The sequence below is a fragment of the Arthrobacter sp. BE255 genome (assembly GCF_031457335.1).
Classification (GTDB): domain Bacteria; phylum Actinomycetota; class Actinomycetes; order Actinomycetales; family Micrococcaceae; genus Arthrobacter.
Genome location: NZ_JAVDWK010000013.1, coordinates 33,375 through 54,093, shown reverse-complemented (window position 1 = coordinate 54,093; position 20,719 = coordinate 33,375). Strand labels below are relative to the sequence as shown.

15 protein-coding genes are annotated in these 20,719 nt (G+C 67.0%); 6 read left to right on the top strand and 9 right to left on the bottom strand.

The window, feature by feature from the left end; genetic code table 11:
- Nucleotides 1–56: 56 nt before the first annotated feature.
- The 4 genes from J2X42_RS19190 (at nt 57) to sufU (ending at nt 7,802) form a co-directional block, all read left to right on the top strand.
- Nucleotides 57–2,795: a LuxR C-terminal-related transcriptional regulator gene (locus tag J2X42_RS19190; RefSeq protein WP_310167479.1), complete on the top strand. Its 2,739-nt coding sequence runs from the start codon at nt 57–59 to the stop codon at nt 2,793–2,795.
- Nucleotides 2,782–5,526, top strand: a complete 2,745-nt coding sequence (locus tag J2X42_RS19185) for a LuxR C-terminal-related transcriptional regulator (protein ID WP_396134120.1) — start codon at nt 2,782–2,784, stop codon at nt 5,524–5,526. Before J2X42_RS19190 ends, J2X42_RS19185 begins: the two co-directional genes overlap by 14 nt.
- Before the next feature lie 477 nt (nt 5,527–6,003).
- Nucleotides 6,004–7,329 carry a SufS family cysteine desulfurase gene (locus J2X42_RS19180; RefSeq protein WP_310167477.1) on the top strand — a complete coding sequence of 442 codons (1,326 nt, stop codon included), beginning with the start codon at nt 6,004–6,006 and terminating at the stop codon, nt 7,327–7,329.
- A 23-nt stretch (nt 7,330–7,352) separates the two neighbouring features.
- Entirely contained in the window at nt 7,353–7,802 is a 450-nt protein-coding gene (gene sufU / locus J2X42_RS19175) for a Fe-S cluster assembly sulfur transfer protein SufU (RefSeq protein WP_310167476.1), read from the top strand.
- A gap of 30 nt (nt 7,803–7,832) precedes the next feature.
- Here the strand turns inward: sufU and nhaA are convergent, their stop codons facing one another.
- The 4 genes from nhaA to J2X42_RS19155 form a co-directional block, all read right to left on the bottom strand.
- On the bottom strand, nt 7,833–9,146 hold the full coding sequence (gene nhaA / locus J2X42_RS19170; RefSeq protein ID WP_310167475.1) for a Na+/H+ antiporter NhaA: 1,314 nt from the start codon (nt 9,144–9,146) through the stop codon (nt 7,833–7,835).
- 68 nt (nt 9,147–9,214) lie between these two features.
- Nucleotides 9,215–9,436, bottom strand: coding sequence for an SCO4848 family membrane protein (locus J2X42_RS19165; RefSeq protein ID WP_310167474.1), 222 nt, complete (start codon nt 9,434–9,436; stop codon nt 9,215–9,217).
- Nucleotides 9,437–9,440: 4 nt separating this feature from the next.
- Nucleotides 9,441–9,938 carry a DUF2505 domain-containing protein gene (locus J2X42_RS19160; RefSeq protein ID WP_131132616.1) on the bottom strand — a complete coding sequence of 166 codons (498 nt, stop codon included), beginning with the start codon at nt 9,936–9,938 and terminating at the stop codon, nt 9,441–9,443.
- Between the two features lie 47 nt (nt 9,939–9,985).
- Complete coding sequence (locus J2X42_RS19155) at nt 9,986–11,500, bottom strand: SDR family oxidoreductase (protein ID WP_310167473.1); 1,515 nt, start codon at nt 11,498–11,500, stop codon at nt 9,986–9,988.
- A 174-nt stretch (nt 11,501–11,674) separates the two neighbouring features.
- On the opposite strand from J2X42_RS19155, the gene mfd reads away from it, so the two are divergent.
- Together mfd and J2X42_RS19145 are read left to right on the top strand one after the other, a co-directional pair.
- Nucleotides 11,675–15,355 (top strand): transcription-repair coupling factor, encoded by a 3,681-nt coding sequence (gene mfd / locus J2X42_RS19150; protein WP_310167472.1) that lies wholly within the window; start codon nt 11,675–11,677, stop codon nt 15,353–15,355.
- 6 nt (nt 15,356–15,361) lie between these two features.
- Nucleotides 15,362–16,186: a metal-dependent hydrolase gene (locus J2X42_RS19145; RefSeq protein ID WP_310167471.1), complete on the top strand. Its 825-nt coding sequence runs from the start codon at nt 15,362–15,364 to the stop codon at nt 16,184–16,186.
- 82 nt (nt 16,187–16,268) lie between these two features.
- Here the strand turns inward: J2X42_RS19145 and J2X42_RS19140 are convergent, their stop codons facing one another.
- The 5 genes from J2X42_RS19140 to cobA form a co-directional block, all read right to left on the bottom strand.
- Entirely contained in the window at nt 16,269–16,514 is a 246-nt protein-coding gene (locus J2X42_RS19140; protein ID WP_131132612.1) for a hypothetical protein, read from the bottom strand.
- A 54-nt stretch (nt 16,515–16,568) separates the two neighbouring features.
- Nucleotides 16,569–17,294 (bottom strand): deoxyribose-phosphate aldolase, encoded by a 726-nt coding sequence (gene deoC, locus J2X42_RS19135; protein ID WP_310167598.1) that lies wholly within the window; start codon nt 17,292–17,294, stop codon nt 16,569–16,571.
- 156 nt (nt 17,295–17,450) lie between these two features.
- Entirely contained in the window at nt 17,451–18,311 is an 861-nt protein-coding gene (locus J2X42_RS19130; RefSeq protein WP_310167470.1) for an FAD-dependent oxidoreductase, read from the bottom strand.
- 205 nt (nt 18,312–18,516) lie between these two features.
- On the bottom strand, nt 18,517–19,668 hold the full coding sequence (locus J2X42_RS19125) for a uroporphyrinogen-III synthase (protein ID WP_131132610.1): 1,152 nt from the start codon (nt 19,666–19,668) through the stop codon (nt 18,517–18,519).
- 14 nt (nt 19,669–19,682) lie between these two features.
- Nucleotides 19,683–20,717: a uroporphyrinogen-III C-methyltransferase gene (gene cobA / locus J2X42_RS19120; RefSeq protein WP_310167469.1), complete on the bottom strand. Its 1,035-nt coding sequence runs from the start codon at nt 20,715–20,717 to the stop codon at nt 19,683–19,685.
- Nucleotides 20,718–20,719 lie beyond the last annotated feature (2 nt).

The following is a 20,719-nucleotide window of genomic DNA, read 5'->3' as shown; positions in this document are numbered from 1 at the left end:
AGCGGGGGAGCGATGGGGCTTTATCCCCGCTAGAGCGGGATCTAGGGGATAAGTTCATGTCAATCGAGCCACTCAGCTGGGGACGTGGGTCAACGCTCAACGACGTTGAGTTGCAAACGGACACGGCTGTTCAGACCGAGCACCAGCGATGGTCGGTACCTGCCAGGAGTGCCAACCTCGAAGCCGTGCGCACAGCCCTGACCAGCAAGGATTCACTGGGCGTCATCATCACCGGCGGCCGGGGCGTGGGCAAGTCCTCCTTGGCCCGGACGGCCGTCGCCGAACTTGGCCCCGATGTGTGGGCCCTCCAGCTGCGCAGCGGGCACCCGGCCTCGAAGACCCCCTACGGCTGCCTGTCCTTCCTGCTGGCACGGCTTCCCCAGGCTTATATGGGTTCCCCCACGGCCATCCTTCGGGGCATCACGTCCCTGATCAGGAGCGATGCCGCCGGCCGGCCGTGCGTGATTACGCTGGATACCGCCGGAAGCATTGACGACATGAGCGCCGGTGTCCTCCTGAACGTCCTCCTGACAGGCACTGCCAGGATCGTCGCCGTCGCGCCCAAGAGCAGCGACCTGCCCGCCGACTTCCATTGGCTGCTTACCGAGCGCCGCCTGACCGAAGTCAGGCTGGACAACCTGAACGAACTGCAGACCCGCCAGGTGCTGTTGACCATGCTGGGTCACCGCGTTTCCGCATCCCTGGTCAGCATCTACCACAGCATGGTGGGGGGCAATCCGCTGCTGTTGAAGGCCCTGGTGACGGAGCAGCAGCTGTCCGGAAACCTCGTGCTCTCGGATTCCGTGTGGACCCTCCGTGACAAGGTGGTGCTCGACGGCGCGGCGAGCCTGGATGACATCGTACGTTCCCGGTGGGCGAGGAAAACGCCCGAGACCCGGGACGTCATCGAAATGCTTTCCTGCGCACGCAGCGTGGAACTGTCCCGCCTCACATCGATCTTCGGTGCCGGGATTGTCGCCGACATGGAGGACGCGGGCCTGCTTGATATCGACGGCTCGGACAGCCGGTGGGTCTCGCTCCGGGAAAAGTACCTTGGCGACGTCGTCCGCTCATGGCTGAGCATCGCCCGGCGCCGGGAGCTCCGCGCCCAGCTCCTGGACGGCAAGGAACCTGATCCTGCCTCCATGACCGTCGAAGAGCTGATGGCCTTCGCGGCCTGGACGCGTGAGTGCGAGGCCGAACTCAGCCCCGCCATGGCACTGGCCGCTGCAGAAGCGTCCGTCCAGCTGTTTGATCCGCATTCCGCCCTCACCTACGCCGAGGCGCTGACCAGGAACGACCCCCAGTGGGTTCCTGGACAGCGGCAAAAAGCCGCGGCTTACCTCCTGCTGGACCTGCCGATCCAGGCCATGGCCGCCCTCGATGACATCACCCGGCCGCAGCTGGACAGCCTGGATGCCGAGGAATACGCCAAGGTGGTAGCCGCCAAGTCCACGGTCATGGTGTGGCTGCCGGAGCTTACGGGCAGGGTACCGGGGATGCTGGAGGAGGCAAGGGCCCGGCTGGGCGTAGGCCAGGAGCTGGCGAAAGACTGGCCTGCACCGCTGGCTGTGGCCGCCAACCGCATCAGCCTGAGTGAATTTGAATACAAAGCCTTCGTGGGCGACTTCGCGTCAATGGTCCCCGCCCTCGAAGCTGCCTCCAACGCCGCCCGCAACCCGGACATCTCGTTCAGGATGAACGCTGCCATCATCCTCATGACAGCGCTGTCGCTCACCGGACGCGAAATGGACGCCCTGAGCCTGATGAGGACCCTCGGCGGACAGATTTCGGATGCAGCCCAGATCGTGGGCCTGCGCGAGGAATACACCAGCCGTGCCTATGCCGTCCTGCTGACGGCCGGGCAGTGGCGCCGCTGCATCGACCTGCTGGACCCGCCTGCGGCGCGGGACGCGCACCGGCTCCCGTACCGGAGTGCCGCCACCGAGCTGGCTGCGGGCATCGCCTACGTCTATTCCGGACGGGGAGCGGCTGCCCTTGACCCGCTGCTGTCCGCCGCGGCCCAGCTGGAGCTCCGGCCCGTGCAGAGCTCCCTCCGTTCCGCCTACGCCGCAACCGCGTTGGCCTACGCCCAGATCGGGAACGCCGGCCAGTCCCGCAGGTACCTGGAGAAGGTCCAGCGCTCCGCAGGCCCCTGCGACTTCGTGACCGGCTCCATTATTGAATTCTGCGCCGACATGGCCGGCCGGTGGCTGGGAGAGAACGACGCCGTCTCCCGGCTTAAGGACTCCGCCCGCCGCAACATCGACGCGGGACGGTTTACCGTCGCCGGCATCAGCCTCCTGGGGGCCACGGTCAATGGCACCGAAGCCGACTTCAGGCTCCTGGAACAGGTGACGGGGCAGCGGCAGGGTCCGCTGGCGGAGATCGCCCGCCTGATCGCGGTGGGCAGCAGGACCAAGGACGCCAAGACGCTTCTCGCCGGCGGCGAGCTGGCGGCCACCCTTGAACTGGACGCAGTCGAAGCCCGGTGCATGGCGCTTGCGGTGGACTATGCCCGCCAGGCCGGTGACTCCGTGTCGGCCAGGACTGCGCAGGCGCGGCTGGATATACTGGCTGCCACTGTCGCCAATCTTCCGATTGTGCCAAGCAGCGGCAGCCCCCTGCTGACCAGCAGGGAGCGGCAGATTGCACGGCTGGCCGGCAGGGGAGCGTCAAACCGGGACATCGCGCTTGAGATGGGTGTGTCGGTCCGTACCGTAGAAGGCCACCTGTACCAGGTCTTCACCAAACTCGGTGTAACTTCCAGGGGTGATCTGACTGGACTCGTCTAACGGCCACGCACCAAGGCCCGGCTCGGCCTATCGCTTCCTCACTGGACGCCGCGAGCCGCTGGACCGGATCTGCAACATCATCCGCAGCCGGACCAGTCAGGCCGTCTTCCTGATGGCCGGTCCCGGCATCGGAAAGTCAGCGCTGGCCGAAGCCATCACCGAGCGACTGTCCCCGGAAATGATCGTCCTGCGCATCCATGGCAGCTCATCGCTGGCGGGCGTCCCCTTTGGTGTCCTGACTCCGTACACGGCGGAGCTGACGGCGGAAGACTCTGTCTCCCCGGTTGCCGTCCTCAGGTCCGTGTGGACGTACTTCGAGAAGCTCAAGGACGGCAAGGACACCCCGCTGCTGCTGGTGGTCGACGACGCCCATCACCTTGATGATGCCAGTGCAGGCATCGTGGCGGACATGATCTCGGCCGGCTGGGCGAGCGTGGTGGCGGCCGGCAGGCCCCGCCCCGGGTTGCCGCAGCCGCTCGACCAGCTCTGGTACGACGGCCTCGCGGACCGGGTGGACCTGCGGCCGCTTAATCGGGAGCAGATCGAAGAAGTCCTTGCCCATGTCCTGGACGGCACTGTCCCTGCCGCGACTGTGGACTCGATCTGGAGCGCCTCAGGGGGTAACCCCAGGATCCTGGATGCCCTGCTGCACGACGCCGCGGAGCAGGGGATCCTCGCCAAGCGGAACGGCATCTGGATGCTGCTCGGCCCGCTTCCTTCCGACGGCGCCAAACTGACGGCCGTGGTGTCCAAGGACCTCCTCAGGCGCCGGCCAGAGGAGCAGGAGGCCCTGAAGCTGGTTGCCCTGGCCGAGCCCGTGGGCCGCAAAGTGATCGAGGATATCTGCGGGGCGGAACTTGTCCGTTCCCTGCTGGACCAGCAAACGGTGGTGGAGGGTTCCGGCAGCCCTGCCGTGCTGAGGATGTGGAACGGCGTCATCGGTGACGCCGTGCGGAAAAACGTGTCCGTCTCACGGAGCCTGCAGCTCCTTGAAAAGCTCCGGGCCCAGCAGGAGGCGCCACCCTCAAGCGCGGACGGCCGGCTGCGGGCGGCCGAATGGGCGCTTGAATGTGGGCTGCGGGTGGCTGACGATGAACTGCTCGAGGCAGCAGCAACTGCCATCACCGGATACCGGAACGCCAGCGCCCGGATGATGGCGGCAAGGGTCAAGGATCCGATCCTCGCACCCCACGCCCGCGCCATCCAGGCACGGGCTTTGTTCAACGAGGCCCACTATTCCGAAGCGGCCGGGATCCTGGACGGGTGCTGGCTGGAGCTGGAAGACAGTGTCGAGGCAGCCCACGTGCTGCTGCTGCGTGCGGCGGCGCATCAGGCCCTGGGGCAGCCAATGGACGCGATCGCCGCCGAATCCCGGGAGCTCCTGCGCCGGTCCGGACGCCTCCACGACCATTCCGGGTCCCCTGCAGACCCGGACGATGCCGGATCCGGCACGTCCGGCGATTCCCCGGCAATGCAGGCGCCGAGGCCCTGGCAGGACCAGATGCTTCGCCTCCTGGAACTGGGTGAGGCCGGTGACTACAAGTCCCTGGCGGCGGACGTCCAGGACATCAGGAGCCGCAACCCCGGGGAACCGGTGGATGACGCCCTCCGTGCCATCGGACTGGCGCTCTCCTCCCATGCGCTGTCGGCGGCGGGACGCGGGATCCAGGGCCTGGATGCCGCGCTGCTGGCTGCCTCCGAACTTCCCTCCCTTCGGGACGGTGTTTACTTTTTCAACGAGTTTGTCCTGGGCCGCCTCGTCACGGACTACCTGGCCATGGGCGAATGGGAATCCGCCGAGCGGGAGATGGCCAATTACGCTCTGGAGCAAGCCGCCGGAGCCGCATGCTTCGGGGGCGGCCTCCAGCTCCTCAGGGGTTACTCGCTGCTGCGGCAGGGCCGGATTGAGCGCGCCTACCAGATGCTCCTGCCGGCCGTCGAGGCACTCAGGCTCAACGATCCCCTCCAGCTGTTCCGGTTTGGCTCATCACTGGGCTTCTACGTCGCGGCAAGGCTCGGCGACGCCGCCCAGGCAAGGCGGCTGGAGCTGGATTACAAGGACTCAACCCCTGGCGCACCCGCCAACGAGCTCCTGGCCAAGGCCTACGCGGCCGCGGCTGCGGAGTACGTGGCCCGTGACGGTAAGGGCCTGGCAGCCATCCATACCCTTGCCACCACCACCGAAATCTCAGTCCGGGAAGGGATGCACCTTGAGTTCCTGGCCATCTGCTGGGACCTTGGCGACCACTCCGTCATCCCCCTGGTGAGGGCGCTCGCCGGGAATGTCGAGGGCAGGTGGGCGGCAGCCATGCTGACTCTGGCCGGGGACTGGGTAACCGCGGACGCCGATGCGCTGATGGACACAGCCGCGAACCTCGAAGCGGCCGGATTCGTCAACCTTGCCAGGGAGGCGTACGCCAGGGCGAGCACGCTCCTGGAAGAGTCCGGTGAGCGGCGGCGGTCCCGGCAGGCAATAGCACTGCGGGAGAAATGCGACCATGAGCTGGGCGAGCGGTTCCGGGAGGGACACTTCATCGCCGCGGCGCCCGCTGTGCATCTGACCCGCCGCGAGCAGGACATCGTGGAACTGGCCGTCCAGGGCCTCACCGACCGGGAGATCGCGCAACGCCTGATGGTCTCGGTTCGCACCGTGGAAGGCCACCTGTACCGCACCTACGTGAAACTGGGCGTCCGCAGCCGCGACGAGCTGGCGTCGGCCCTGCCAAAATAAGGCACCTGCGAAGGGAAAACCCCGTCCGGCGCGCCACCTCCCAGGGGCCCGCCGGCGGGGTTTTCCAGTGCTCTCGGGAGCAGCTAGGTGGTCAACTCCCAAATACGCGTATCGGCAGCGCGTAACCCGTAGTCAGCGCACCGGAAAGTCGAGTACCCCCTACTCGTGTTCTGGGCGGCCCGGCGCGATTAACTAGTACAAGCAGGAAGAAGCGGTCCGAAAGAAGGCCGCAGACCTTGCGGACAGACCAAAATACGGCCTCTTCGTACTACAACTTCCGGCCCGCAGGGGCCGGACCGAGACGGGGCCGGCGACGTCAGAGTCTTCTGAGACCGAGGCTCTCCCCCCAGCCGTCGCCGGCCCTCCACTTTCCGGCTGAAGCCCGGAACGACTGTGGCGGCTGCCCCGCAGGGGCGCCGCCACAGCCGTGCTGTGGGACAATTGAGTGTCATCCATTGACATCTCAAGGAGTGAGTGTTGGCCGTAGTAACAACCCCAGCCACGCTGGAACGGGCTTTGCCGGCCATGGACAACGCCGAAGTGCTGCGGATACGGAACGACTTCCCGGTCCTTGGCCAACTGGTCAATGGCCGTCCGCTGATCTACCTCGATTCCGGAGCCACCTCGCAGAACCCCGTCAGCGTCATCGAGGCAGAGCAGGAATTCTATGAGCAGCGGAACGCCGCGGTGCACCGCGGCGCACACTTCCTTGCCGTGGAAGCCACCGAAGTCTTCGAAGACGCCCGCCAGACTGTGGCCGACTACATCGGAGCTGACTACTCCGAAACGGTATGGACTTCCAACGCCACCGAAGGCCTCAACCTGGTCAGCTACGCGCTCTCCAACGCTGCCCTGTGGGCTGCGCAGGGCCGGGGCGATGCCGGGCTCAAGGACCTCGCAGTGGGGCCGGGCGACCAGATCGTGGTCACCGAAATGGAGCACCACGCCAATCTGATCCCCTGGCAGGAACTTGCCTTCCGGACCGGCGCTACACTCCGCTACATCCCCATCGACGACGCAGGCAGCCTGCGGATGGACCAAGCGGCCGAGATCCTGGGAAAGCGGACCAAGGTCCTTGCCTTTACGCACGCCTCGAACGTGCTGGGCACCATCAACCCCGTCCAGGAACTGGTGGAGCTGGGCCGGAATGCCGGAGCCCTGGTTGTCCTGGATGCGTGCCAGTCCGCCCCGCACCTGCCCTTGGACGTCAAAGCGCTGGATGTGGATTTCGCGGTCTTCTCCGGCCACAAGATGCTTGCGCCCACCGGAATCGGCGTGCTGTACGGCAAACAGGAGATCCTCGACATCCTGCCGCCGTTCCTGACCGGTGGCTCCATGATCACCACGGTCACCATGGAGCGGGCAGAATATCTGCCGGCTCCGCAGCGGTTTGAAGCCGGCACGCAGCGGATCTCCCAGGCTGTTGCCCTGGCGGCCGCGGCGAACTACCTCACCGAAACGGGCCTGGAGCGGGTCCACCGCTGGGAGTCGGAACTCGGGCAGCGTATGGTTGCCGGGCTGGAAAACATTCCCGGGATACGTGTCCTTGGCCCCGCCGCAGGGCAGGAGCGGATCGGACTCGCGGCCTTCGCTGTTGACGGCGTACACGCCCATGACGTCGGCCAGTTCCTTGATTCGCAGGGTATCGCCGTCAGGGTGGGGCACCATTGTGCCCAGCCGCTTCACCGCCGCCTGGGACTGACCGCAACCACACGGGCCAGCGCCTACCTGTACAACACCACCGACGACGTCGACGCGTTCCTGGAATCCGTAGCCGGAGTCCGGTCCTACTTCCGCGCCTAGAGCAAACACCAAAGGTATACGACATGAGCCTGGACCAGCTGTACCAGCAAATCATCATCGACCATTCCAAAGTCCGCCACGGCAGCGGCCTGGCCGGCGTGGCTGCACCCGAGGGTGCGTCCACGGGGCAATCGCACCAGCTCAATCCTGTCTGCGGCGACGAAGTCACCCTTCGGGTGGCCGTGGAGGACGGTAAGGTCGCGCAGATTTCCTGGGACGGGGAAGGATGCTCCATCTCCATGGCCTCAGCCTCTGTCCTGAGCGAGCTGGCCGAGGGGCTGTCCGTGGACGAACTCCACGCGGTCATCGACAACTTCCGCGAAGTCCTGCGGTCCCGCGGCAAAATCCATGCCGATCCTGAAATCCTGGGCGACGCGGCCGCGTTCGAGGGCGTCGCCCGTTACGCCGCGCGGGTCAAGTGCGCCATGATTTCGTGGGTGGCAGCCGAGGACGCCCTGAACCAGGCAGCCTAGGCCTGAGAGGGCCGGACCGGCCCGCGGCCGTCAGGAGGTCCGCTCGAAAAGGTCCGGGACGCCGTCGCCGTCAGCGTCGCGCTGTTCCGCTTCCTCCACGGTTCGGTAGTGGCGGTTACGCAGCCGGAGGACCACCGTGGCGAGCAGCGCCGCAACCAGTGAACCTGTCAGGATGGCCACCTTCGCGTGGTCATCATGCGCGGAGCCGGCACCGAAACTCAGCTCGGCGATCAGCAGCGACACTGTGAACCCCACGCCGGCCAACAGCGCAAGGCCTGCCACGTCGATCCAGGCGAGGCCGTCGTCGAGCTTTGCCCTGGTTGTTTTGGTCACCAGGAATGTTGTGCCAAAGACGCCCACGGTCTTTCCGGCCACCAGCGCCGCGACGATTCCCAGGGCCACTGGGTCCGCCAACGCCGACCGGAAACCGTCGAACCCGCCAAGGGCCACTCCGGCCGAAAAGAACGCAAAGACGGGAACGGCAAAACCCGCCGAGAGCGGGCGGAGCCGGTGTTCCAGGGATTCAGCCATTCCGGGCCCGGTTTCGCCGCGTTTCCGCGATGCCAGGACGGGGACCGCGAAGCCGAGCAACACCCCGGCCACAGTGGCGTGGATGCCTGAGGCGTGGACGAGCCCCCACGTCGCCGCCGCGAGCGGGAGGAGAAGGTACCAGCTGCGGACCCTTTTCTGGACCAGAAGCGTGAACAGTCCGAGCGGGACCAATGCGGCCAGCAGCAGCGCCGGCTGCAATCCGGACGAGTAGAAGAAGGCGATGATGCCGATCGCCAGCAGGTCATCCACCACGGCGAGCGTGAGCAGGAACGTCCGGAGGGCGGCCGGCAGGTGGGTGTTGATCACTGCCAGGACCGCCAGGGCGAACGCAATGTCCGTGGCGGTGGGAATCGCCCAGCCACGCAGGCTTTCCGCACCCTGGCCCAGGTTCAGCAGCGTGTAGACCACGGCCGGAACTGCGACGCCGCCCACGGCCGCCGCCACGGGGACCACTGCTTTGGACATGTTCCGCAGTTCACCGGAGACAAACTCCCGTTTGAGCTCCAGGCCGGCGATAAAAAAGAAGATGGCCAGGAGCCCGTCCGACGCCCAGTGCCCCAGCGAGAGCTGCAGGTGCCAGGGCTCGTAGCCGAACAACATGCCCCGGAGCGCGAAGTACCCGTCAGCCGCCGGCGAGTTGGCCCAGATGAGGGCCGCGGCCGTGGCCACCAGGAGGAGGGCTCCGCCAACTGTCTCCAGCCTGAGGATTTCGGAGATCCGAAGGTATTCGGGGTAGCTCGAGCGACTGAGGACCCTCGTGGCGAGGGCTGGTCGGGAAGGGCGCTTTGCCATGCTGGCTCCTGGTCAAGGGGTCGACAAACATATTGCCGACCAGACTTCCCGGCGCACCTCCAACCAGTCTAGCCGAGCAGTGCCATAACCCCGATCACGGCAGTGGCAGCACCCAGCACCATGGAGATGCTGACGAGCACGAGATGTACCGTCAGGAACTTCGTGGCCTTGCCCGCAGCGTCCCGCGCCCGGGGATCCTTCATCACCCGGCGCAGGAACTGCGGCCAGACCGAGAGGGACCAGACGCCGGCGATGACCAGCAGAATGGCCGCAAACACGGGGAGTTGCATCGCCTTAGTGGCTTTCCAGCCAGGCCTGGGCCTGCTGTGACTGGATGTTCAGGGCCTTGGCCACCATGGGCTCGGCTGCGTCGGCGATCTTGCCGCCCAGGAACGGGACGGAGGATGTGACGTTTCCTTCCAGCTCTACGCGGGTGCTGCCGCCCTCTGCCACGAGCCGCTGGACTGCCGTCACGTCGAGGGGAGCGCCGGCGATCTTCAGCGTGATGTTGCTCTGGCGCGAACCGTCAGCGGCAGGGGCGTCCCAGTTTTCCACCTGGGTGACCGTGAGCTTGTCACCCACGAACTTGCGGGCAATTTCCGGCAGCCGGGTGGTGGGCAGGGTGCGGACCGACGTAGTGCTGAAGGCGCCGGCGGTATCGCCGTCCACCGCGAACGACTCCAGGGTGCCGCCAACGAATTCACTCGTGTGACGCTGGAAGTCCTCGTTGATGAAAACTGCAGCGACGGTGTCGACGGCGTGCGGAAGGGTGGTGGTTGCACTCAGTGCCATGGGTCCTCCAGGGATGTGGGGTCAGAACGCTTTTTGCTCCACACATCCTACGGGGTCCGCGGCGCCTCTTCCGCACTGGCAAGTTTCTGGGCGGCGGCTGTGATATTGCGCGACATCGCAGGAAATATGAGGCTGTGGAAGGGCAGAACCGCCAGCCAGTAGAGCCTTCCGCTGAGGCCCTTGGGGAAGAAAATGGCCCGCTGCCGGTAGCGGCTTCCCGTGCCGTCGGGCTCGACGGACAGCTCCAGCCAGGCGCGTCCGGGGGCGCGCATCTCGGCGCGCAGGCGCAGCAGTTTTCCGCGCTCTATCCGTTCGACGCGCCACCAGTCCACCACTTCGCCGGATGCCAGGTTGCCGGGGTGCCGGCGCCCCCGCAGGAGCCCGGCGCCGCCGGTGAGCTTGTCCAGCCAGCCCCGCACCTGCCATGCCAGCGGCAGCGAATACCAGCCGTTCCGGCCTCCGATGCCCTCGATGATGGTCCACACATGGGCGGGGTCGACGTCCCCGTGGAAGGTCCGTTCGTCCATGAAGACCGTGTGGCCCGCCCAGTCCGGATCACTGGGCAGGGGATCGGCGTCGGCTCCGGCGTTCGCCCAGGTGGTCTCCACCTGGCCGTCACGCTCCTTGCCCAGGGCCAGTGCCACGGCCCGCCGGTAGGGGGTCAGGCCGCCTTCAGGTACGGGAATGCCGGAATCGATGTCGTGCTCCCGGGAGACGGCGTCGTGCTGCAGAGACTGGACGAGGGGCAGCGACATGGACAGCGGAATGGGAGTGGTCAGGGCCACCCACATGCCGGCGAGCTTGGGGGCCGGGATTGGCAGGGCGAGCACCAGGCGGTGCGGCAGTCCGGCTTCGGCGGCGTACTCCTTCATCATGCCCGCGTAGCTGAGCACCTGCCGGCAGCCGATGTCGAACGTGCGGTTGATCTGTCCCTGCAGGGACGCGGCGCCCACCAGGTAATGCAGCACGTCCCGGACGGCGATGGCTTCGATCCTGTTGCGGACCCAGCTCGGTGCCGGCATCAGCGGGAGCGCTTCGGACAGGTGCCGGATCATCTCGAACGAGGCGGATCCGGAACCGATCACCACGCCGGCCTGGAAGACCACGGCGTCCACGGGGCTGTCCAGGAACACCTTTCCCACTGCCTCCCGGGAGCGCATGTGGGTGGACAGCTCCACGTTGGACGGGTGCAGGCCGCCCAGGTAGACGATCCGGTTGACCCCTGCATCGGCGGCCGCCCGGGCGGCAGTCTCCGCCATGGCTTTTTCCTTGGACTCGAAGCCGGCCCCGGCAGCCATGGAATGGACCAGGTAGTACAGCACGTCGACGCCTGCCAGCGCAGCCTGCAGTGCGTCGCCGTCGTCGAGGCTGCTCTGGACCACTTCGACGTCCCCGAGCCATGGCACGCCGGCGATCTTCGCCGGTGTCCGGACCAGCACCTTCACGGTGTGGCCGGCCTCCAGGAGCCGCGGCACCAGGCGGCCGCCGATGTATCCGGTGGCTCCCGTCACGAGGACAGTTTTGGCTGCGCCGGGCTGGGATGTCTCGGGTGTGCCGGTCATGTTGACTCCTTCTTGTCATACTGCGATTCGGAGCGGCGGGGTGTTCGGACGGCCCTGGTCCTGAAAGCCTAATCTCCCGTGCCGCGGGGGTAGGCTGGGATGACCCGGGATTCGAAGCGAATTTCGGGCTTTCGTGTTGCCTGCGATCCGTTGAACACCACAGGAGTTTCTGCCATGAGCCCGAGCGCCTCCAGCACCGGTACCTCCCATCCCGGCCCGTCGCTTGACGGACTGCGCCGTGTCCTGGCCGGGGACCAGGCCTTCGCCCGGGTCCAGGCAGAGGCTGCCAGGGGATTCGACGTCCGTGGCCAGGACTACCAGATCAGCGCACCGGCAGGCCTGCGTGCGGTCCTGCTGGCAGAGATGGCGGACGGCCTGGCCGCCGCCGGCGCCGGGGAGGGAACGCCCGACGGCGGGATCCCGGCGGTGGTGCTGGCTGTCACCGCGACGGGGCGCGAAGCGGAGGACCTGACGGCAGCCCTGCGCGCGTACCTGCCCGCCGATGCGGTGGCCGAGTTCCCCAGCTGGGAAACCCTGCCGCACGAGCGCCTTTCGCCGCGTTCAGACACCGTGGGCCGCAGGCTGTCAGTCCTGCGCAGGCTGGCGCATCCCGAAACATCGACGGCGGGCCCGCTGCGCGTGGTGGTGGCACCGGTCCGCGCCGTGGTCCAGCCGGTCGTGGCCGGCCTGGGTGAACTGGTGCCGGTCACCCTGACAGTGGGCCAGGACATCCCGTTCTCCGACGTGGTGCGGCGCCTCGCAGACGCCGCCTACGCGAGGGTGGACATGGTGACCCACCGTGGCGAGTTTGCCGTCCGCGGCGGAATCATCGACGTCTTCCCGCCCACCGAGGACCACCCCATCCGGGTGGAATTCTTCGGCGACGAAGTGGACCAGATGCGATGGTTCGCCGTCGCCGACCAGCGCTCGCTGTCCTCACCGGGCCTGCACCACCCCACCGTCCTGCACGCCCCGCCCTGCCGCGAAATCCTGATCACGCCCTCGGTCATGTCACGCGCGGCCACCCTGAAACCGCAGCTTCCCGCCGCCGCTGACATGCTGGAGAAGATCGCCGGCGGCATCGCCGTTGAAGGCATGGAATCCCTGGCGCCGGTCCTGGTGGACGCGATGGTCCCGTTCGTGGACCAGCTGCCCGCCGGCTCCATCTCCGTGGTCATCGAACCGGAAAAGGTCCGCACCCGCGCCCACGACCTCGCCGCCACCAACGAGGAATTCCTGGAAGCGGCATGGTCCACGGCGTCCGACGGCGGAACCGCGCCCCTGGATCTGACCTCGCAGGCGTCGGCCGCCCTGCACTCCGCCAGCTTCCGCTCGCTGGCCGAGACCCGCAGCTCCGCCCTGGAGCACAGCGTCTCCTGGTGGTCCATTACGTCCCTGGCCACCGACGAAGAACTGCTTCCGGAGATCGACGTCCTGAACCTGCACGCCCGGGAACCGCGCGGCTACCAGGGCGATGTGGCCGAAATGATGGACTTCATCGGCTCGCACGTCCGGGACCAGTGGCGCATCGTGGTGGCCACCGAAGGGCCGGGACCGGCGCAGCGCCTGGCGGAACTGTTCCACGACGCCGACATCCCCTGCGCCAGGGTGGACACCCTGGACCAGGAACCCCAGGCGGGCATCATCGAGGTGACCACTGCCGCCGTCGGACGAGGTTTTGTCCTGGACAGCCTCAAACTGGGCCTGCTGACCGAAGCCGACCTGTTGGGCCGGACCTCCGCCGGGTCCACGAAGGACATGCGCCGCATGCCGTCCAAGCGGCGCAACGCCGTTGACCCGCTGCAGCTCGTGGGCGGCGACCACGTGGTCCACGAGCAGCACGGCATCGGCCGTTTTGTGGAGCTGATCCAGCGCAAGGTGTCCGGCGGCGGGGACGGCGTCCGCGAATACCTCGTCCTCGAATACGCCCCCTCCAAGCGCGGTGCCCCCGGCGACCGGCTGTTCGTCCCTACCGACCAGCTGGACCAGGTGACCCGCTACGTCGGCGGTGACACGCCCGTGCTCAGCAAGATGGGCGGCTCGGACTGGGCCAGCACCAAGTCCAAGGCGCGCAAGGCCGTCAAGGAGATCGCCGGCGAGCTGATCCGGCTGTACTCCGCCCGGATGGCGTCCCGCGGCCACGCCTTCGGCCCGGACACCCCGTGGCAGCGGGAGCTGGAGGAAGCCTTCCCGTACGTGGAGACACCGGACCAGCTGACCACCATCAACGAGGTTAAGGCGGACATGGAGCGGGAGATCCCCATGGACCGCCTGGTTTCCGGCGACGTGGGCTACGGCAAGACCGAGATCGCAGTCCGTGCGGCGTTCAAGGCGGTCCAGGACGGCAAACAGGTGGCAGTCCTGGTGCCCACCACCCTGCTCGCCCAGCAGCACTACGAGACCTTCACCGAGCGCTTCTCCGGTTTCCCCTTGCGGGTCAAGGCACTCTCACGGTTCCAGGGGGCCAAGGAGTCCAAGGAAACCGTGGAAGGCGTCAAGAGCGGCTCCGTGGACGTTGTCATCGGCACGCACCGGCTGCTGTCCAAGGACTTCGCGTTCAAGGACCTTGGCCTGGTGATCGTGGACGAGGAACAGCGCTTTGGCGTCGAGCACAAGGAAGCGCTGAAGAAAATGCGCACCAACGTGGACGTCCTGGCCATGAGCGCCACCCCGATTCCGAGGACCCTGGAGATGTCGCTGACCGGCATCCGGGAGACCTCCACGCTGGCCACGCCGCCGGAGGAACGCCACCCGGTGCTCACCTACGTGGGCCCGTACACGGACAAGCAGACCTCGGCGGCAATCCGCCGTGAGCTGATGCGCGAGGGACAGGTGTTCCTGGTGCACAACCGGGTGTCCACCATCGAGCGGACGGCCGCGAAGGTCCGGGAACTTGTGCCGGAGGCGCGCGTCGAGGTGGCGCACGGGCAGATGTCCGAAAGCCGGCTGGAGCAGATCATCGTGGACTTCTGGGAGAAGCGGTTCGACGTGCTGGTATGCACCACTATCATCGAAACCGGCCTGGACATCTCCAACGCGAACACGCTGATTGTGGACGGCGCCGACAAGTACGGCCTCTCCCAGCTGCACCAGCTCCGTGGCCGGGTGGGCCGCGGCCGTGAACGCGCCTACGCCTACTTCCTGTACCCGTCGGAAAAGCCGCTGGGCGAGGTGGCGCTGGAGCGGCTCAAAGCCGTGGCCACGCACAACGAGCTCGGTGCCGGCATGCAGCTGGCCATGAAGGACCTCGAAATCCGCGGCGCGGGCAACCTGCTGGGCGGCGAGCAGTCGGGCCACATCCAGGGCGTGGGCTTCGACCTCTACATCCGCCTCGTGGGCGAGGCAGTGGCCGATTACAGGGGCGATGCCGAGGAAAAGGCCGCCGAAATGAAGATCGAGCTGCCGGTGAACGCCCACCTGCCGCACGACTACGTCCCGGGGGAGCGGCTGCGCCTGGAGGCCTACCGCAAGCTGGCCTCTGCCCTGACGAATGAAGCCATCGAAGAGGTCCAGGCCGAGCTCGTGGACCGCTACGGGGAGCCTCCGCTGCCGGTCCAGAACCTGATCGCCGTGGCCCGTTTCCGGGTGGGCGCCCGCGAGGCCGGCCTCTCCGACGTCGCACTGCAAGGCAACTTCATCAAGTTCTCGCCGGCGCAGCTCCCTGAGTCCAAGGTGATGCGCCTGGCCAGGATGTACCCGGGATCGCAGCCCAAGCCTGCCCTGGACGCCGTCCTTATTCCGAAGCCGAAGACCGCAAAGATCGGTGGCCGGGACCTGCAGGACGCCGAAATCCTGGAATGGGCCAACGGCGTTATCCGGAACATTTTCTCCGACGCCCCGCTGGCGGTGGGGTAAGCCTTGATGGGAGGACATCACGCGGCGTCGGGAGCCGCGGCGTGGGTAGCTATTGCCTCGACCGGGCCGTACACCCTGGGCTGGTATCCGCTGGATGCCACCGGCATCCTGATCGGCGGCATGGCGACGGCGGGAACAGCGCTGGTGTGCGACTGGGACCACCGCCACAGCACGGTGGCCAATTCCCTGCCGCCGCTGTCCAACGTGATTGCCGTGGGGATTGAGAACGCCAGCGGCGGGCACCGGCAGGGCACGCATTCGGTGCTGGGCGCGGTCTTCTTTGTGCTGCTGGCCATGGTGGCCGGGCAGTTCCAGCTGCAGACCGGCTGGGGCCTGCTGTCTGTCGGTGCCGGCCTGCTGTGCATGTTCATGATCAACATCGCGGCAAAGGCGCTGAAGCTGTTCCCCAAATCCGGCTTCATCAGCAACTGGGTGTTCGCCCTGACGATGGCCGGACTGGTCACCTGGTTCGCGCCGGAGCAGTGGACCTGGCTTCCTGTGTCGATGCTGACAGGGGTGGTGGTCCACATCGTGGGCGACATGATCACCACCGGAGGCGTCCCGCTGCTGTGGCCGATAGTGATCAAACCGCCCAGGTTCCTGCGGAAGCTTCCCGTGATCAACGATGTCTGGAAAGCCAACGGTGCCTTTTCGCTGCCCTTGCTGGGCCGCGCCGGCTCCCGGCGGGAGTGGTTGGTGCTGATCCCGGTGAGCGCGTACGCCATGGTGGGCATGTGCGTGGCGGCCTGGGCTTTGGCGAAGTCGCATTTCCCGGCCGCGTTGTCACTGGGAACGGGCCTGTTCAGCAGCCTTTTTGGTTCTTGGAAATAACCAACGCGGGGTCACTTTACGCCCAATAAATCACTGATAATGGGCGGGAAGTGACCCCGCGTTGCTTTTACAAAGGAGTTTGTTAGTGCTCGCCGGCAGAGTCGGAACGGCCGGTGATGGTCTGCGGGATCCAGAACGCCAGGGCAAAGAGGCCCAGGCAGACGGCCATCGGCCACGGGTTGCCGAGCGTCAGGAAGGACAGCGAGTAGATGGCGCCAAGGAAGAGGGCCATCATGACGGCAAACAGGACGATGCTGGTGACGAGGCTGTTCTCGTTTTCCGGGGTCTGGACAGTGGTGACGCCGGACGCTGTGGTCTTGCTGGACATTCTTTCCTCCTTGGCCCCGCGGGGCTCAAAATTGTGGCGGCTTCCGGGCCCGGATCAGTAGCCGGATGAACCCTGTTCACCCTTGACGATCGCAATCCCGGAGCTGGCACCAATACGTGTTGCACCTGCAGCAATCATAGCCTGCGCGTCGGCCAGGGACCGTACACCGCCGGACGCCTTGACGCCCAGATCCGGGCCTACGGTCCGGCGCATCAGCGCGATGTCCTCCACCGTGGCGCCGCCGCCGTTGAAGCCGGTGGAGGTCTTGACGAAGTCTGCGCCGGCCTCCACGGCCGCCTCGCAGGCGAGGACTTTCTGGGCGTCGTCGAGGAGGGCCGTCTCGATGATGACCTTCAGGATGGCATCGCTGGCATGCACCGCTTCGGCGACGGCCGTGATGTCCTCAACGAGGGCGCCTTTGTCGCCGGCCCGGGCTGCGGCGATGTTGATGACCATGTCGACCTCGTCGGCACCGTCCAGGACCGCACCCCTGGCCTCGAATGTCTTGACGTCAGTGGGCGTGGCTCCCAGCGGGAAACCGACCACCGAGCAGGTCAGGACGCCGGATCCCTTGAGCGCTTTCTTGACCGTCTTCACCCAGACGGGGTTGACGCAGACGGATTTGAACCGGTACTCGGCGGCTTCGGCGCAGACCTTGAGGATCTCCGCCTCGCTGGCCTCGGGCTTAAGCAGGGTGTGGTCAATGAAGGAAGCGATGTTGCCCGGGGCCTGCTGCGTGCCGGTGGACGGCTGCGCGGCGGGAGTGGCTTCGTTGCTCATCATGATGGTCCTTTCCGGGGGCCTCGTGGGCCGGGTGGCGCGGGTCCTTAACCCGTTTCGGGACCAATCTTGTCACAGGGCAACGCGGGGTCACATCCGGCCCAAAGACGCTGCCTCATTGGGCCGGATGTGACCCCGCGTTGCTGTGTATGGGGGTCAGGCGGCCACCGGAACGCGTTGTTCCGTCGCCACGGCCGTCATGAGCTGCGTGGCGCAGGCGCCGGCGGCGGACGCGGCAGCAACCAGCAGGCCCAGCCGGACGCCGTCGAACGCTGCGGCGTCACCGATGGCCCAGACCCCCGGGACCGACGTGCGGTAGTCCTTGGTGATGGCGATCCCGCCGTTGGGGGCGGTGGCGAGTCCGGCGCTGGCGGCGAGGCCGTCACGCGAGACCCTTTCTTCCGCAAGGACCACCAGGTCACCGTTCATGCTGCTGCCGTCCTCGAAGACAATCCCGGCCGCGGTCAGCCCGGCGCCGGCGATGGAGTGCACCACTGCGGTGGGCCGGACCGTGGTGCGGATGGGCCTGACTCCGCGGGCGCGCAACACTGCCTCAGCCTGTCCGGCGGCGGCTCCGGTTCCCACCAGGATCCCCAGCGGCCGCCTGCCCAATGACCGCGTCACTTCCTTGACGGCGTCGCCGATCCGGGCAGCATCATCGATGGTTGAGTAGCTCAGGCAGCGGCCGGCGCCCGCCACGGGGGACGCGGCGGGCGCTGAGCCGGTGGCGATGACCAGTTCGTCGTAGCTGAATTCCATGCCATCGGCCGTGGTGACAGTGCGGCTGTCCGCGTCGATAAAACTGGCGGGCTGGCCGAAGCGGACCGATACCTGGGGCAGTTCTGCCAGGTCGAGTAGTTCCGCCGGGGCGTCGTCCCGGTTGCTGAGCACTGTGATGGTTCCGCGGAACCTGGCACCGTCCAACTGGCGGACCAGTGCCTGCGCGGCCGGCCCGGCACCGGCGATGACGATGCGCGGTGCCGGAGTGGATGAGGTGGACGGTGCCGGAGCGGACATGTGCTGGCCCTTTCGCTGGCGGCCGCAGGAGCGGCCGGGAATTCGTGATGAATCCCAGCGTAGGCGGACGGCTTTTCCGGCGTGTTTCCCCGCTGTTGCTGGCAAAACGCCCTTTGTTCGCCAACGTTTACCGGCCGGTAACAGAACCCGTGACGCACCTCTCACTATGGTCCGCAATGACACAAACGGGCAGGAACCCGCGCCCTTAGACGCGGATCCGGTAGCCCCTCTTGACCACGGTTTCCACCAGGCGGCCATCCGGCAGCGAGGAGCGCAGCCGGCTGACTGTCATGTCCAGGGCGTGGACCGAACCCCTCAGCTCAAGAAGTTCGGACAGCGATTCGCGGGACAGCACCGCCCCGCCGGCACCCAGCAGGGCGCGGAGCAGAAGCAGCGGCGCCGGGGCCAGTTCAACCTGTTGCCCGTCGATCCGCAGGCTGCGGCCGCGCAGCTCGATGTTGCCCGACCTCGTGTCCAGGCGGCGCACGTGGTTAAGGGCGAGGTGCTCGCACACCAGCCTGATGAGGGCACCCATCCGGAACCGCTCCGGGATGAGCGGGGTGATCCCGGCGTCGAGCAGGGGCTGCGCGGTGACCGGGCCAACCACTGCCGTGGTGACGTTGGTTTTCAGGCTTTCGATCAGCTGCTTATAGACACCCATTTCGTGGGCGGTGCTCCACATCGCGTCCACTGCGGGTGCACTGGTGAAGGTCAGGACATCCAGGTTTCCGCTGCAGGCAGCCTCGATGAGCCGGGGGAGTTTGTCCTCGCCGTCGGGCTTGACCCAGCGGTAGGGTGTCACCGTCAGGACGGTGGCGCCGGACATACGCAGCCGCTCGAGCTGCCGGACATCCGTGTAGCCGTGCAGCTGGACGGCGACGGTCTTGCCGCGGACGCCTTCGGCCAGCAGCATGTCCACCAGCGTCGCGGTGGTTTCGTCGCTGCTGATTCCGACGTCGGCCAGCCCGGCCGCGCGGACGGCGCCGCGGGCCTTGGGCCCCCGGACGAACATGCGGCAGGCTGCCAGGGTTTCCAGCAGGGCCTCACCGATGCCGAACGAGTCGGCAGCCTCGCACCAGCGGCGCATGCCGTAGGCGGTGGTGGCGATGCAGAGGTCCGGGCGTGCGGCGATGATGGCCTTGGTGTCCTCAATGAGGCGGATGTCCTCCTGCACCGGGGCGATTTTCAGGGCCGGTGCGTGCAACACTTCCGCGCCGCGGCGTTCGAGGGCCTCGATGAGGTCCTGGGAGCGCCGGTGCGAGGTCACGCCAATGCGGAAACCCTCCAAGGGGGAATCAGCCGATTCCCGCCCGGAGGTCTCTTCAGCCTGGGGTTCTGCGGGTGCCAGTGCGTTCATGGGGTTCAATCCTTTCATGAACCGAGCAGCGAGGCCGCCAGCCTGTCCAGGTCGGCGGCGGCCTCAGCATGCCCACGGTTGGCCTCAGCCACCCGAACCACCTCGCCGATGACGAGCACGGCGGGGTTGCTGCAACCGGCAGCGGCGGAGGTGATGGTGCCCAGGTCCGCGATGGTGGTCCGCTGTCCGGGGCGGTAGCCGCGTTCGACGACGGCCATCGGCATGTCGGGCCGCATCCCGGCCTTGCGGAGCCCGGCGGCGAGCTGGTGCAGGGTTCCGATGCCCATCAGCACCACAATGGTGCCGCCGAGTCCGGCGAGGTGCTTGTGTTCCTTCTCCGTCAGCGGCGCGTGGCCGGAGACGACAGTGAACATGTGGCTGACTTCGCGGTGGGTCACCGGGATCCCGGCAGCAGCCGGGACGGAGATGGCGCTGGTGACACCCGAGATGACGCGGACCTTGACGCCGGCTGCCACGCAGGCGGCCACTTCTTCGCCGCCGCGGCCGAAGACATACGGATCGCCGCCCTTGAGCCGGACCACGTTGTTACCTTCCAGCGCGGACGCGACCATCAGCTTTTCGATGTCTGACTGGCCCACCTTGTGATGGCCCGGCTTCTTGCCCACATCGACCAGTTCGGCCGAGGTCATGGACGGCAGTTCCTGGTAAGGAGCCAGCCGGTCATAGAACACCACGTCCGCGTCGCGGAGGGCTTTCATGGCGGCGACCGTCAGCAGCTCGGTCGTTCCGGGGCCGCCACCCACCAGGGTGACGTGGCCTACGGGGCCGGCAGCCGGTTCGGTTGCCACCGGGATGCCTGTTGCGCGGCACCGCTCGAGCAGTGACTCCCAGCCCGGCTGGCCGTCGTCGACGGCTGCGACCAGGAAGGGACGCTCGGGCAGCGGGCCGTCATGGCCGGCACCCTGCGGGGTGCTGAGGCGGTAGACGACGGCGCCGGCGGCCTCGTAGCGGCGGACCGCCTGGCGTGCGGCGTGGTCCGAGCCGGTGACCAGGACCTCGCGGCCGGTGAGATCAATGCTGAGCTGCATGC

Excerpts from the sequence above, each read along its gene's own strand:
- J2X42_RS19190 (WP_310167479.1), top strand. The coding sequence starts at position 57 with ATGTCAATCGAGCCACTCAGCTGGGGACGTGGGTCAACGCTCAACGAC.
- sufU (WP_310167476.1), top strand. The coding sequence starts at position 7,353 with ATGAGCCTGGACCAGCTGTACCAGCAAATCATCATCGACCATTCCAAA.
- nhaA (WP_310167475.1), bottom strand. The coding sequence starts at position 9,146 with ATGGCAAAGCGCCCTTCCCGACCAGCCCTCGCCACGAGGGTCCTCAGT.
- J2X42_RS19165 (WP_310167474.1), bottom strand. The coding sequence starts at position 9,436 with ATGCAACTCCCCGTGTTTGCGGCCATTCTGCTGGTCATCGCCGGCGTC.
- J2X42_RS19160 (WP_131132616.1), bottom strand. The coding sequence starts at position 9,938 with ATGGCACTGAGTGCAACCACCACCCTTCCGCACGCCGTCGACACCGTC.
- J2X42_RS19155 (WP_310167473.1), bottom strand. The coding sequence starts at position 11,500 with ATGACCGGCACACCCGAGACATCCCAGCCCGGCGCAGCCAAAACTGTC.
- mfd (WP_310167472.1), top strand. The coding sequence starts at position 11,675 with ATGAGCCCGAGCGCCTCCAGCACCGGTACCTCCCATCCCGGCCCGTCG.
- J2X42_RS19145 (WP_310167471.1), top strand. The coding sequence starts at position 15,362 with ATGGGAGGACATCACGCGGCGTCGGGAGCCGCGGCGTGGGTAGCTATT.
- J2X42_RS19140 (WP_131132612.1), bottom strand. The coding sequence starts at position 16,514 with ATGTCCAGCAAGACCACAGCGTCCGGCGTCACCACTGTCCAGACCCCG.
- deoC (WP_310167598.1), bottom strand. The coding sequence starts at position 17,294 with ATGAGCAACGAAGCCACTCCCGCCGCGCAGCCGTCCACCGGCACGCAG.
- J2X42_RS19130 (WP_310167470.1), bottom strand. The coding sequence starts at position 18,311 with ATGTCCGCTCCGGCACCGTCCACCTCATCCACTCCGGCACCGCGCATC.
- J2X42_RS19125 (WP_131132610.1), bottom strand. The coding sequence starts at position 19,668 with ATGAACGCACTGGCACCCGCAGAACCCCAGGCTGAAGAGACCTCCGGG.
- cobA (WP_310167469.1), bottom strand. The coding sequence starts at position 20,717 with ATGCAGCTCAGCATTGATCTCACCGGCCGCGAGGTCCTGGTCACCGGC.